Annotated in this window: 14 protein-coding genes and 1 riboswitch; of the genes, 3 read left to right on the forward strand and 11 right to left on the reverse strand. The window is 36.6% G+C overall.

The features are described from left to right. Positions 1-5: 5 nt before the first annotated feature. Both RTL21_RS05560 and RTL21_RS05565 read right to left on the reverse strand, forming a co-directional pair. Positions 6-1,400 (reverse strand): MFS transporter, encoded by a 1,395-nt coding sequence (locus RTL21_RS05560; RefSeq protein ID WP_312094169.1) that lies wholly within the window; start codon positions 1,398-1,400, stop codon positions 6-8. A 97-nt stretch (positions 1,401-1,497) separates the two neighbouring features. Then, positions 1,498-2,070: a cysteine hydrolase family protein gene (locus tag RTL21_RS05565; protein ID WP_312094171.1), complete on the reverse strand. Its 573-nt coding sequence runs from the start codon at positions 2,068-2,070 to the stop codon at positions 1,498-1,500. Between the two features lie 117 nt (positions 2,071-2,187). Between RTL21_RS05565 and RTL21_RS05570 the strand changes: the two genes are divergently transcribed. Next, a complete protein-coding gene (locus RTL21_RS05570) occupies positions 2,188-2,790 on the forward strand; it encodes a TetR/AcrR family transcriptional regulator (protein ID WP_312094173.1) in 603 nt (200 codons plus the stop codon). Positions 2,791-2,860: 70 nt separating this feature from the next. On the opposite strand, the gene RTL21_RS05575 is transcribed toward RTL21_RS05570, so the two are convergent. Further along, complete coding sequence (locus tag RTL21_RS05575; protein WP_312094175.1) at positions 2,861-3,202, reverse strand: zinc ribbon domain-containing protein YjdM; 342 nt, start codon at positions 3,200-3,202, stop codon at positions 2,861-2,863. A 135-nt stretch (positions 3,203-3,337) separates the two neighbouring features. Between RTL21_RS05575 and RTL21_RS05580 the strand changes: the two genes are divergently transcribed. Further along, complete coding sequence (locus RTL21_RS05580) at positions 3,338-4,162, forward strand: lipid II flippase Amj family protein (RefSeq protein WP_312094177.1); 825 nt, start codon at positions 3,338-3,340, stop codon at positions 4,160-4,162. A 292-nt stretch (positions 4,163-4,454) separates the two neighbouring features. On the opposite strand, the gene RTL21_RS05585 is transcribed toward RTL21_RS05580, so the two are convergent. Beyond that, positions 4,455-6,458 (reverse strand): YhgE/Pip family protein, encoded by a 2,004-nt coding sequence (locus tag RTL21_RS05585; RefSeq protein WP_312094178.1) that lies wholly within the window; start codon positions 6,456-6,458, stop codon positions 4,455-4,457. A gap of 122 nt (positions 6,459-6,580) precedes the next feature. Here RTL21_RS05585 and RTL21_RS05590 point away from each other — a divergent pair, with 122 nt between their 5' ends. Beyond that, the gene (locus RTL21_RS05590) at positions 6,581-7,492 is read left to right on the forward strand and encodes a LysR family transcriptional regulator (RefSeq protein WP_312094180.1); all 912 of its coding nucleotides are present in this window, start codon (positions 6,581-6,583) and stop codon (positions 7,490-7,492) included. A 159-nt stretch (positions 7,493-7,651) separates the two neighbouring features. Here the strand turns inward: RTL21_RS05590 and RTL21_RS05595 are convergent, their stop codons facing one another. The 7 genes from RTL21_RS05595 to RTL21_RS05625 form a co-directional block, all read right to left on the reverse strand. Then, positions 7,652-9,100, reverse strand: a complete 1,449-nt coding sequence (locus RTL21_RS05595) for a DEAD/DEAH box helicase (protein WP_312094182.1) — start codon at positions 9,098-9,100, stop codon at positions 7,652-7,654. Positions 9,101-9,280: 180 nt separating this feature from the next. Beyond that, positions 9,281-9,472 carry a hypothetical protein gene (locus tag RTL21_RS05600; protein WP_312094184.1) on the reverse strand — a complete coding sequence of 64 codons (192 nt, stop codon included), beginning with the start codon at positions 9,470-9,472 and terminating at the stop codon, positions 9,281-9,283. Positions 9,473-9,689: 217 nt separating this feature from the next. Further along, the gene (locus RTL21_RS05605; protein ID WP_312094186.1) at positions 9,690-11,084 is read right to left on the reverse strand and encodes a vWA domain-containing protein; all 1,395 of its coding nucleotides are present in this window, start codon (positions 11,082-11,084) and stop codon (positions 9,690-9,692) included. 224 nt (positions 11,085-11,308) lie between these two features. After that, positions 11,309-12,055: an amino acid ABC transporter ATP-binding protein gene (locus RTL21_RS05610; protein WP_312094188.1), complete on the reverse strand. Its 747-nt coding sequence runs from the start codon at positions 12,053-12,055 to the stop codon at positions 11,309-11,311. Positions 12,056-12,075: 20 nt separating this feature from the next. Next, positions 12,076-12,819, reverse strand: coding sequence for an amino acid ABC transporter permease (locus RTL21_RS05615; protein ID WP_312094190.1), 744 nt, complete (start codon positions 12,817-12,819; stop codon positions 12,076-12,078). Between the two features lie 63 nt (positions 12,820-12,882). Continuing rightward, positions 12,883-13,719 carry a transporter substrate-binding domain-containing protein gene (locus RTL21_RS05620; protein ID WP_312094192.1) on the reverse strand — a complete coding sequence of 279 codons (837 nt, stop codon included), beginning with the start codon at positions 13,717-13,719 and terminating at the stop codon, positions 12,883-12,885. 109 nt (positions 13,720-13,828) lie between these two features. Next, positions 13,829-14,009, reverse strand: a riboswitch (Lysine riboswitch). A 268-nt stretch (positions 14,010-14,277) separates the two neighbouring features. After that, a complete protein-coding gene (locus RTL21_RS05625; protein WP_312094194.1) occupies positions 14,278-14,385 on the reverse strand; it encodes a methionine/alanine import family NSS transporter small subunit in 108 nt (35 codons plus the stop codon).

Below are 14,385 nucleotides of genomic sequence, written 5' to 3' on the forward strand. Positions count from 1 at the left end.
TATTTTTAGGAAGCGCTAGGACCACCCCCTCTTTTTTCCTCTTGTAATCCTTTAAGTCCTACTAAAGTTATAATCATCAAAATAATTCCAATACCTGTTCCAAAAATCGCAATTTGGTGCATGCCTGTTGTGATAGACTCTGATTTTAAGAACAAACCATTTCCTGCAGATGCTAGCATAGCGCCCATATACATAAACGTTCTTAACAACCCAGAAGAAGCTCCTATTTGACTTTTATTTGCTTGAAAATAGACAGCATTTTGATTAGCTAAACTAAGCAAACCTTGTGGTATCCCTAAAAAGGAAACAATCGCCAATAAAGAAGCAAGACTACTATCCTTATTGATAAATAGAAATAATAGAATAGCAAGAAGTTGAATAAATCCTCCAACAATAAGCTTCAAACGAATAAAGGGACTTTTCCCTGTTAATTTTGAAACGATGATCGACATCAAAAACATCGGCATTAGCACTAATCCTGTTTGTGAAGGCGATAATCCTCTCCCTTTTTCCAACCATTGAGGGAACCCATAAAGCATACAATATGTCACAGTTGCTGTAAGTAAGCTCCTAGCATAAGTAAACAGCAAGGGACTATTCCCTTTAAAAATTCGAACATCAATAAAAGGAGCTTTACTTCTCAGCTCGATGATAATAAAAATTATTCCCGTTATAATGGAAATAATTATTAGATAAATACTATTTAGACTCGGGCTCATTAAGAAAAGCAAAGTAGAAATTAAAGTAATTCCAAAAAAGATTATTCCTGTAATATCAATAGAAATATGTCTTTTCTCTGACCCGACAGAAGTTAAAGAAGCCTTTGGAAAACGAGTATAGCCTAAAATTATACAAGCAAAGGACAAAGGAATATTCATCATGAATATACTTTGCCAACCACCTAATCCAATCAATAACCCACCCAATGTAGGACCAATAACGGCAATCGTTTGATTGGCAATAGCCAGTAATGTAAGGATTTTAGCCGGACTATCCTCCCCAGTTCGGTCTGCTTCACTGCGAATTAAATACATAGATGCTGGGTAACCCGCACAGGTCCCAAGGCCAAGCAAAACCCTCGCAACAACTAACCACCAAAAATCAGGTGGGAATATTGCGATAAAACTCGAGATACCTACTAACGATGTGGCGATTAAAAAAAGTAATCTAGGACCATATAAGTCAATCAATTTCCCTACAACAGGCTGCCCAATTGCCGTCGCTAAATACAAGGCAGAAATTAGCCATGCTGTTTGTGAAGGTGACACGCTGAATGCTTTTCCAATTGGAATTAAAGCAACAGAAATAATAGAAGAGTTAATAGGATTCAAAATAGAGCCTAAGATCATCGGGGCAATCAACTTTTTGTTAAAGTAGCTTTTATTTTGACTAATTGCCAATGTTATTCCTTCCTTCTATAGTTACCATGTCTAAAATGGTAGACTGTCTCAACAAAATAAGGACTATTTCTTGGTAAAAGAAACAGTCTCTCTATCTTTAAATCAATGTATCAACCCAGTCTTCTACAGTTATCACATCAGCTTGACTAGGAAATACTTTATCCATCAAAATGTGATGCACCTCTTTATTCGTATCAAAACAAGCATCTGCTAGTACCTTTAATTGAAAATCTTTGTCTGCCGCTTCCCTTAAAGTAGATAGAACGACTCCACTTGTTGAAATTCCACTTAGTACTAGTGTCTCAATTTGCTGGGAACGCAAAATAATCTCCAAATTGCTTCCGGCAAATGCACTTATTCGATATTTTGTAACAACAGCCTCATTTACCTCTGGTTGTATAGATTCATGAATTTGTGTCGCTTCATCAAGGATAGTCATTCCTCCATACTTTAATATTCCGGAAAATTTTTTGTTTTTGGGACTAACTTCAGGGTACCCCTCACTGAATCCCACTCTAATAAAAATTACAGGAACAGCATGCTGCCGGGCTACTTTTATAGCTTTCTGATAAATTGTTAATGCCTCTTCTTTTCTTTCCCCTAGGCTTGAGACAATGCCATTTTGAACATCCATAACTAACAATGCTGATTTACTATTGTGATTTTGCATATATTGTAATCTCCTTTACATTAGGATAAAATTAAGCGGAGAACTCTCTCACTTATAGTAAACGGAGAACTCTCCGATTGTCAATAAAAAGCATCTTTTTTATGGGAGCGATAACAAATGACTGATGAAAAATTAACTAATACACGATTGGAAAGACGAGATGCAGCAGAGAATCGTCAACGAATATTAGAAGCTGCACTAAAGTTATTCGATCAATATGATGTAGAGCAAGTTAGTATGAATCAAATTGCAAAAGAAGCAGATATTGGAGCTGGAACACTCTATCGTCGTTACCGAAACAAGGGTGAATTATGTCTCGATTTAATCAAAGATAATGTAGTAATTTTCTTTGATAATATGGAAAACTACTTGCAGGATAACCAAACAGCTACTCCAGCTGAGCGATTAAAAGGCATTATTAATCTATTCATCCAATTTAGAGAAAGCAAAGCACAATTGCTTAAAGGTGTAGAGGATTCTGAAGCATCCCCACCCTCAAAATCCGGAACGCACAGTCCCTTACACGATCAATTGCATCAACAATTTGTGAAACTATTTAATGAAATGAACAGCACTTCAAACAAACCAAATACCAATATTTTCAAAGCAGATATTTTATTAGCTGCTCTAAAAAGTGACTCCTATTTATTTCAACGAGAAGTTCGTGGATATTCACCAGAAGATATTGCAGAAGCACTTTATGAAATGTTCGTTCTATAAGCTGCAAAAAGACGGTTCTATGAAGTGTCCTCCATAGAACCGTCCTTTGGGCCGCCTTGATATCAAAAGCCTATATTTTCTTCACAAATTCCGATTTTAATTTCATTGCTCCAAATCCAACTATTTTACAATCAATATCGTGGTCCCCATCCACCAATCGGATATTCTTTACTTTTGTTCCTTGTTTTAAAACCGATGAACTACCTTTTACCTTAAGATCCTTGATAACAGTAACCGTATCTCCATCGTTCAAAACATTTCCATTTGCATCTTTGATAACCTTATTATCTCCGTCCACTTCCGCATCAGAATTTAATGTCCACTCATATCCGCATTCCGGACAAACCAAAAATGTCCCATCATCATATGTATATTCCGAATGACACTTCGGACAACTAGGCAAATTACTCATTGTTTTCTTTCCTCCACTGTTTGAATTTGTATTAAAGAATACTATTATAACAAATACAGGGAAGCAAATGGACTGTTCCGCCAACCAATATATGGTACAATATGACAAAATACTACAAAAGAGAGAAGTGTTCTATTGGCTTTCATTACTGGTAAGGTCCTATTTATCGCTTTATTCATTCTTATTATTCATTGTATTGAAACCCTTGCCTATGCAGTTAGATTATCCGGGGCAAGAGTCAAACTAATTGCCTCTGCCTTGTCATTATTTAATATGATGGTTATTGTTTCAAGAATGGCTAACATGATGCAACAACCATTTACAGGCAGTATCGTTGATTCTGCTCCTAAAGAAAATACACTTTTATTTGTGGAACAACAATATAGGGTTTTAATCGGAGCATCTACTCTCGGTACAATTGTCGGTATCATTTTGTTACCAACATTTACTGCCATATTTTCTCGAGCTATTATTCATCTGGCAGAAGAACGTGGTTCTGTTCCTTCTCTCCTAAAAAAGGGATTTTCCTTTGAATACATAAAAAGAGGAATAAAGTATATTCACCTGCCTAGACTTTCTTATCTAAAAGGAATAAGATTCAGAGATATTCCTCTCCGATTATTCTTCTTTAATATGATTGTAACAGCCATTTATACAATCGGGGTTTTATCGGCTCTTTATGCATCTCTATTAGCACCTGATAGGTCTGGCGCCACCATTATGGCATCTGGTTTAATAAATGGTTTGGCAACCATATTATTAGCTCTTTTTATTGATCCAAAAATTTCTGTACTTGCAGATGATGTTGTAAATGGAAAAGGTAGTTACATCAATCTCAAAGGAATTTCCGTATTAATGATCTCCTCAAGACTTTTCGGGACATTACTTGCCCAATTACTATTTATCCCTGGGGCAAAATATATAGCCTGGATCACAAAATTTTTGGTTCTTTTTAATTAATGTTTAAATTGGGCTGGTAATCTTATGTCCTATTAAAAACTACATCATAGAATCACATTTCATATAAACAATCATTCGTATTAGCCTAATACAAATTAAGTACTTTGAATATCAATGGTATAAAAAAGATGATCTCTATCCATGTAGAGATCACCCCAGACAATAGACAAACTCTTAAAAATTGAGGTTTGTTTACAATCTTTTACCAAGTAAATCTAGAATTCTAATCGCTTAAGTCTTAAAATACGAATTGATAATTACCTAGAGGTGAAAACACACTTTACCAAAACCTTTAAGAAAGAGAACTTTGAGCATACGATTCCCGATGCTGAATATGACTTGCCACCCAAGCAATGATTCCAGCTACTGCAAGATAAATCACCAAAATGAATAATTGATTTTGTAATTCTTGCCAATTTCCTAAAGAAATGACCTCCTGAAGACTTTTAAGTGAATGAGCCATAGGCATCCATTGTCCTATCTTACTTAATATAGGGTTTCCCAGTTCCATTGGGAAAGTACCACTACAAGATGCCAATTGGAACACGAGGAAGGTAACCGCTAAAAACTTCCCTACTAATCCAAATACTGTAACAAGCATCAATATAAAGGTCATGAAGGTAAATGACACGATGATACTTGAGAGTACAAATAATGGAATACTTGCCACTTCCAGTTTAAACACACTTAATACAATAACATCTACAATAATTGCTTGAACAAACCCAATCACATATACCAATCCAAGTTTATTGACTAAATGATTGGTTCCATTTACAATAAGCTCTTTTCGTCTGCCGAGAGGGAGGATATTTGATGCCATTATTCCTCCTACAAAAAAGGCAAGCGATAAGAAATAAGGAGCAATGCCTGATCCATAGTTTGGCACATTTGAAACATTTTTCTGTTCTAATATGACAGGTTCAGAAAACATGTCCGTCAATGAATTACTGTTTTTGACACTAGCTGTTTCTTTAGCAGCATCATCCAAACTAGATGAAAGGGTATATGCTCCATCCGATAATTGACTAAGTCCGTCCATTATTTTTTCTGTACCTTCTTTAAGAGGTATTGTCCCATCCGCTGCTTTAGTTATTCCATTATTTAAAGAAGCATAGCCTTCGCTCCATTCATCCAACCCATCATTGAATTTTACTGTCCCCGATGTTAAATCATTAGCGCCAGCTGCTGCTTCGTCCAGCTTGTCAGAAAATTTGTCTAGCCCAGAATTTATATTTTCCTGCCCTGCTGTTACCTGTTGTGCACCCTGTGCAAGCTGCGTTTGTCCAGTCTGAAGCTGTCCAGTTGCCTCTGCTAATCCATTTGCAATCGTCAGCAGCTTAAGAAATTCTGGATCCTCTCCTGCTTCTGGATGTGCCTTACTGTATGCACTCATTTGGTCCTGAAGGAGTTTGGCAGCTTCATTTGCTTTTGATTGTCCTTGAAGGAGCTTTTCATTGCTTGAAGACCATTGTTTTACACCAGCAGTAACTTGTTCCTCACCTGCTATAAGTGCATCCAATCCTACAGTTAACTTATCCATGCCTTCAGATAAAGAAAGAGAACCCTTTTCCAAATCCGCACCACCAGAAGATAGTGCTTCTTCTCCCTTTAGAAGTTTATTACTGCCAACTGTCAATTGATTCATCCCTTGATCAAATTGGACATATCCATTATCTAGCTTGACCATTGCATTTCTAGCATCATTCATGCCCTGATGGAGATCATTAGCTCCATCTCCAGCTTTCTCTAAACCCTCTGCCAGTTCACTGAACTTAGAAAAAACACCTTCTGCATACGTCTTTGTAATGCTTTTTGAGATCTTTTCATTTATTCTTTCTACTGCAGTCGAACTAATCTGGGATGCGACAAAATTCCCGCCTGGATTTGTTTTTGAGATAAGTTTTGCAGGAATTGGGTGGTCATCCATTAGGGTACTAATGTTTTTTGAAAAATCTTTTGGAATGGTTAATACCATATAATAATCCCCGTCTTTTAATCCCGTTTCGGCCTTTTCCTCGGAAATAAAATGGAATTCCAGGTCCTTATTTCCTTTTAATTCCTTAATCAAATCATCTCCTGCTTCTATACGGTCACCATCCATCATGGCCCCTTTATCCTGATTAACAACCGCTACAGGCAGATTATCTAAGTTACCATAAGGATTCCAATATCCAGCTAAAAAGAAACTAGCATAGATTAAAGGTACCATTATAAGAAAAATTAAAGCTATACGCCCATGAGGATGTTTCCACATCGCCATTAAGTCTTGCTTTATCAACTGTATCCCTTTCAAGTAACCACTTCCTTAATTAGTTTTTCACTTTATTTATAGTAATTACTTTTTCACATATTGTATAATATATAATTAGATATAAATACATAGATTTTAGTCTATGTAAGGAAGGTTTTATTGACATGGAACTTTTACAGCTTCATTATTTTCGGACAGTAGCAAGGCTAGAGCATATGACAAAAGCAGCTCAACAGCTTCAGATTGCCCAACCCTCACTCAGCAAAACAATTTCTAGGTTAGAAGAAGATTTAGGCACCCCTTTATTCAATAGGAAACACCGACAAATTCAACTAAATGAATTTGGCAAAGTATTTTTAAAGCGGGTTGACCGAATTTTTGAGGAGCTACACGAAGGAAAAAGGGAGCTTTTAGAACTATCCAAGCGACAAGAAAATAAAATTACGCTTGCTGTTACTATCCCACGTGTTCTACCGGACCTCTTAAATACATTTTTATCCAAGAATCCAAATGTAAAATTTCAGCAATACTTCCTTCAGCCTACTTCTTCTGTGAAAGAGCAGCTACTTGAAGGGAAAATTGACTATTGCATTTCATCTGCTACTATTCATGATCCGGATATCATTTGGGAACCTCTTTTAACCGAAGAAATTTACCTGATTGTTCCCCCTGGCCATCCTTTTTCCGACCGGGACACAATAAATTTGGCAGAGGCAAAAAATGAGCCATTCATTCATATGCATACTGGCTATGGATTTCGAAATTTAACAGATCAATTTTGCCATGAAGCAGGATTTCAACCTCATATAGCCTTTGAGGGTGATGATTCAACGGTTATAGGAGATTTAGTGAAACAAGGATTAGGCATTGCTTTTGTTCCAGAAATCACATTGCTTCATCAGTCAAACCAGTTTCCCCACAGTCTCTCCATTACAGAACCAAAATGCCGGAGAACGATTGGAATTGCTTGGTCAAAAAACAGATATTTGTCGGAGACTGCACAGCAATTCAGGGAGTTTGTAAAGGATTACTTTACTTTGTTATCTACTAGACTTAAAAAAAATGACAATTTATAGGGATAGAAACAAAAGAGTTAGGAAAATTTCTTCCTAACTCTTTTGTTTCTATCCTTATACGCTTTTATTTGTGCATGGATCTATCCGCTTCTCTAATACTGGGATGTAGACCCATTCGTATTTCCAGAAGTAGTTTTTGCTACCTCTCCTAATCATTTCTCAATTCTTATTAGCCTCATATACCTTCAACAGCTTACCTTTTATGGTCGTTTTCTTCATTTTATCCAGTACCATAGGTCCTTTATCATTTAAAATTTCAACATAGGAAAAGGTATCCATTATGGTAATAATCCCAATATCCTCTGCCGTTACGCCTTCAATTCTAGCAATCGTTCCAACAAAATCTACTGCGCGAAGCTTCTTTTTCTTTCCGCCATTAAAGTATAGCTTCATAATATGCTTGTTTAATTTTTCATTTTTCGCCTTTTTAATCGTTGGCTCTACGTTCTTCTTTGCCTCAAATTCCGATTTATTAGCAGAAACCTCTTCTTTTGATGGAGCTGCTATATTGGGAATTTCAAAACCGATATATTCTTCAATCTCTTTTAAGAACTTATCTTCAAACGGGGTAATAAATGTGATTGCTTTCCCTTTTTTACCTGCCCGACCGGTTCTTCCTGTACGATGAACATAGCTTTCCTTTTCTAAAGGAAGGTCATAGTTGATAACATGAGTAATGCTATCAATATCAATACCTCTAGCAGCTACATCTGTAGCAATTAAATAGCGGAATTCTCCCCTTTTAAAATCATTCATTACTTCAAGTCTATCTTCCTGTACCATACCACCGTGAATTTGATCACAGTTATATCCTAAATCAGATAACTGATCACACAAGGTATCTACCCTATCCTTCGTCCGGCAAAAGATGATACAGCTATCGGGATTTTCCACAATCGTTACCTCTTGAAGAAGAGAGAATTTCTCCTTTTCCTCTACTTTAATAAGCGAATGATCAATTTTATCGGTTGTGAGCCCCGTTGCCTTTATTTCAATATCAATTGGTGTCTTCATATAACGAAGAGATAGATCCTTAACCGCCTCAGGTAAAGTAGCGGAAAATAGCATCGTTACTCGATTTTTTGATAATGCCTTTATAATAGCCTCTACCTGTTCAATAAACCCCATGTTTAGCATTTCGTCTGCCTCATCTATAACAAGGTAGTTTATTTTGTCTAAAATCAACGTTCCTCTCTCTATATGATCTAATACACGCCCCGGTGTGCCCACTACTACATGCGTTTTTTGTTTTAATTCTGTTTTTTGGATGGCAAAAGGCTGTTTTCCATACACAGCGGTTGCCTTAACGCGTTTAAATCTTCCGAGATTTGTAAAGTCCTCTTTTACTTGAACAGCAAGCTCTCTTGTTGGTGTTAAAATTAACGCCTGAGGCTTATTTTCTTCCCACTCTATTAATTCACAAATAGGAATTCCATAGGAAGCCGTCTTCCCACTTCCTGTTTGGGATTTCACTACAAGATCGATTTTTTCTAACACAAGAGGGATTACTTTCCTCTGAACTTCTGTTGGAATTTGATATTCTAAACTATCTAGAGCCTTTACTATTTGATTACTTAAATTAAAATCATGAAAACCTTTTTCACTCATCACGAAGCCTCTTTTTTTGAATTATTCTTCTTATTATTTCCGTAACATCTATTACCTTATACAAACTTCTATTATACGCTATCTTTTCTTTACAAATGTACCAATGCATTAATTTAATATATTTTCTCTTACAGCTGACTGATGTCTTCCCTTTTAGAACTCTTATTATTAAAAAAAGACCTACCCTTTAGGCAAGTCTAACGCTTGATATGCTGATTGATACTTTCCGCCTGCCGCAACTTCCGAATGATACAAAGCCCTTATAGCCGAACTTTTCTCGAGGTCATGTTCATCCATCAAATCCTTTAAGCGTATTTGCAAGTCCTTATTATCTTTGATTAACTGTTTCATTTGTGATTTCAAGTATTTCATAAGCTATTTAATCCTTCCTCACTTATTCCCATTCACTATATTATTACATACAATCCATCAAATTTTATAAAAAATTATATCATTAACTTGTGCTTTGGTTCATCAAGCTATACTTAACTTGTCAGAAGCCGTGTTTTGCCTAGCTGCTTTCCTCTAAACAAAAAGCTGTTCTATTCAAGCAAAACAGCCTGGCAAAAAAACTACCAGGCATTTCCCCTTACTCCTGTTGCCATTGCTGACGCCATTCTTCTACCTTTGCATTAATTTCCTCTGCCACTTGCTCTCTTTCCGACACCTTGGCTTCTTTTATTTCTTCAAAGTGTTTACCACGCAAAGTATGTTGCTCCTCAGCTATTTCCAGGACTTGATCCTCCACCTCATCGGTAATCAAGTTCTTATCATTTAAGAAATAGATAGCATTTTTGATTCGATTTAATTCGGCATCAGAGACCGTATATAAAGGATTATAAATCTGATTCATTCGCTCCATTGAATCAGTCATTTGCTGTAGTGTCACTCCTTGTGTCCAAACAAGCTGACCTATTGTAGGCTGCCATTTTTTCGTAATTTGAACTTCCAGATCAGCAGGATCCTCTACCGTGATATACTCTCCTCCACCAGAATCGGCCACTTGTTTTAGCTGTTGCTGCCCATCATCATCGACATCGAATCCAATAATATTGACCTTTGCTTTGATATTTTGACTTTGAAGCTGTTTAGCTGCAGCAACGGGATCACCATCACAAGTCTCCACCCCATCACTCACCATATAAACCAGATTTGAATAGTCGTCCTTAGGATAATCCTTCAGTATTTCTTCCGCCTTTTTAATTGCCCCAGCTAAAGGAGTCCAGCCACTTGCCTGAAAGGAATTTAACGAATTTGTAAAATTTTCGGCTTGATAGACTGATAGCGAATAGACAGATTCTACGGACGAGCAAGATTTTGCCTTATCCACATTGGCCGATGAACCAACATGTCCATATGCAATTAATGAGACATTGGCATCACTGGGAATTTGCTCCATAAACTTGCCAATTGCTACTTTCGCTAGCTCCATTTTTGTTTTGCCTTCTATTTGCCCATTCATACTTCCACTTGCATCCATTAACACCAAAACATTCATTTTCTTTTGTTTTGTGGTTGCCTCATCCTCGCCACTTGGCAATTCTGGCATCATAAACCCATGATCATATGTAATTAACTGCTCGTAATAATTTTTATAATTTCCTGATCCAAGCAAATAAACTAGGTAATCATATATCTCGTCACTGCTTAAGTTTGTTTGTTCTGTAAAATATGCTTGAAGCTCCTTCTCTACAATGGGATTGAAGGTTTGCTCTAGAAAGTCCCGGTATTGTTGACTGTCCCATCCTCCTAGGGTTTCTAACTGCTGGTCCATATGGGCCTCAATCAACACACCAGCTTTTTGTTCAATCATTTCTTCTACTGTCCTCGCAGCAGCTGGAATCTTTTCCTCCACCGTTTCCTCCGTTGCCGTTGATGTAGCAGGATTTGAATTCTCCTTTTGCGCTTGCTCCTTCGCACATGCTGTAATTAATCCTATAGATAGTATACAAACTAGTAGTGCAACCCTTTTAGAAACATTCATTCCTTATCCTCCTTTTAGAAAAAATACCATTATTTCCTATACGATTAGAGATATGATTGGTTCCTAAGGCTTTGGACACAATTTACAGAATACATTTAGGTTCATCTTCCTATTATAAGGGTCTAGTTAAATAAAAAGATGACCTCTACACAGACAGAGATCATCCTTTATGAAAAAATTACACTTATTCAATTTTCTTTCTTTATTTATACTTAACGAAATATTTAGGACGGCTGTTTTACTAAAGTACGCTTTAAAAATTCCCTCGTACGTTCTTGTATCGGGTTATGGAAGATTTGTTCTGGACTTCCTTCTTCCGCAATAACTCCTTTGTCCATAAAGATAACGCGATCTGATACTTCCTTGGCAAATTCCATTTCATGTGTTACGATGATCATCGTTTGGCCGGAATTGGCGAGGTCTTTCATGACTTTTAGTACTTCTCCAACCATTTCTGGATCCAGAGCGGAAGTTGGTTCATCAAATAACATGACATCTGGATTCATCGAAAGGGCTCTAGCTATTGCCACACGCTGCTTTTGACCACCTGATAGCTGTCTTGGCTTCGCATTGATGTACTTATCCATCCCAACAACTGTTAAGTAATGCATAGCCACCTTTTCCGCCTCTTCTTTGGCTCGTTTTAAGACTTTCACTTGTCCCACTACACAATTTTTAAGGACATTATGATTGTTAAACAAATTAAATTGTTGAAACACCATGCCTAGATGCTTTCGATAATCTGCAACATCATGTTTGTTATCCAATATATTTTCACCATGGTAGAATATTTGCCCACCACTTGCTTTTTCTAAAAGATTGATACAACGAAGAAGCGTGGATTTACCAGATCCAGAGGAACCAATGATGGAAACGACTTCACCTTTGCTCACTGAAAAATTGACGTCTCTAAGCACTTCATGTGTTCCAAAAGATTTGTTAAGATGCTGAATATCAATAATCTGTTCCATACTCTCTTCACCTTCTTCCATTATTTTTTATCTAGTTCTAGCTGTGTATCATTTCCGATAATTGTATAGTTATCTGATCCATCTAATTTCTTCTCCATATATAGCAATATTCTCGTTACAATAAAAGTCATCACGAAATAAATCATACAAGCTACGAAAAATGATTCAAAATATCTAAAATTATTTCCTGAAATTGATTTAGTAACAAAATATAATTCTGTAACGGAAATTACGTTTAAGACAGATGTATCTTTAATATTAATAACAAATTGGTTTCCAGTTGCGGGTAGAATATTTCGAATAACCTGCGGTAAGACAACATTCCACATCGTTTGGACATGATTCATTCCAATCGCATGAGCTGCTTCAAACTGCCCCTTATCGACCGAAACAATCCCACCTCGAACAATTTCCGCCATATATGCTCCTGTATTAATGGATACTACAATGATAGCTGCAGTAAAAACATTCATGTCTATACCAAATGCTAGCGCGGAACCATAAAAGATAACCATCGCTTGGACAATCATCGGTGTTCCACGGAAGAATTCAATATAGATGGACAGGATTATATTAATTACTTTTAAAATGACTTTTTTTACTACTTGTTCAGGTGTTGGGATCGTACGAATAACACCTGCAACCAATCCAATTGCTGCCCCAATGATAGTCCCTATCAAGGCAATCAAAAGTGTTACACCAGCACCACGAAGAAACATAGGCCAGTTCTCTGAAATTATTTTAATAATCCACTCAAGACTCATCTTTTCTCCTCACTTACTGGATGAAACCGCCTGTATAAAGAGATACAGCCGGTTTCATCCTTTTTATTCTGCTGCTGGTTGATTCTTAATCGCATTATCCATTAAACTTGTACGTTCTTCTTCTGGAATATCTGCTAAGATTTTATTGATTTTCTCTGTTAAGTCACTGCCCTTTTGAAGACCAACAGCGGTAGTTGTCTCCTCTTCTGAAGTTTTAAACCCCTCATTAAATTCAACCATTACAAACTTATCATTTGCAGCTGAAGCACTAATCCCTTCAGGACGTTCAGATACGTATCCATCAATAACACCTGATTCAAGTGCTACTCTCATTGCAGGGAAGTTATCCATTGCTGTCTTTTTTTCTACACCATTAATTTGGTCAATAACAGAATAATGGAATGTATTTAACTGAGCAGTAATTTTTGCCCCTTTAAAATCTTGAATAGACGTTGCATTTTCAAACTTACTACCTTTTTTCACTACCATTACTAAATTTGATGTATAGTAATTACCCGAAAAATCTATTGTCTCTTTTCGTTTTGCAGTCGGTGACATCCCAGCGATGATAGCATCAATTTTCCCTGAAACTAATGCTGGTACTAAGCCATCCCATTCTGTTTTAACAATTACTAATTCTTTCCCTAAACCTTCCGCTACTTTTTTAGCAATCTCTACATCATAGCCGCCTGCATATTCTGAAGACCCTTTGATTTTGATCGCACCATTGGAATCATCATTTTGGGTCCAGTTAAACGGAGCATAACCTGCTTCCATCCCTACCTTAAATGTATTATCTTCTGACGATCCAGAAGCTGAATCACTACTTGTCCCACATCCAGCTAATAAAAGCATTGCTGATACTAGTAAAACCATAAATAATGTTAACTTGTTTCTCATGATGTCTCTCCTCCTATTTTCCTATCAACCTACTAAAACAAAAAAAACGACCTGAGATAAACTCAGGTCGTAGTATATGCAGTAGCCCTAAAGTCCTCTCTTTTATCCCAAATGAGATAGCACAACTCAATAAACTAGGTGTTTATTGAGACAGTCCTGCAGCTCTTAACTACAGACCCAGCATGTAATACCGAGAATATTACAAACTTCGGCGACATTTCCTTCTCCCTAGCATCATAGCTTCTCAAACTCCACTAAAGACTGTTAAATATCGCGCCTCTACCTCACTGCAAAAAAGTGAGGTCTTATTCAATTAGTTTTTATACTACCGTATTTTGTCGAGATTCGTCAACTTGTTTTTTTATTTGTTATAACTAGGCATCATTTTTTCTTCTTAATAGAAACCTTCTGTTTCATGAATAAAAGCAATTATTCCGTTTCTATTTATGTAGGCTGAGTATTTTTGCAACCATTCTAGACTTAAGAAACCATTCACAAGCCTTATCCAAATCAAGAAAAAGGGAATAACCATTCATTTATGGTCATTCCCTTTTAGAATTATTTAGCTTTCTTAGATACTCTTACAACATTATAGATACTGGCTGCTAAGCCGCCCCATAGGATAACCATTCCAACTACCATCATGGTTATTGCACTAGCTGACAT

The sequence above is a fragment of the Niallia sp. genome (genome assembly GCF_031978665.1).
Lineage (GTDB): Bacteria > Bacillota > Bacilli > Bacillales > Cytobacillaceae > Niallia.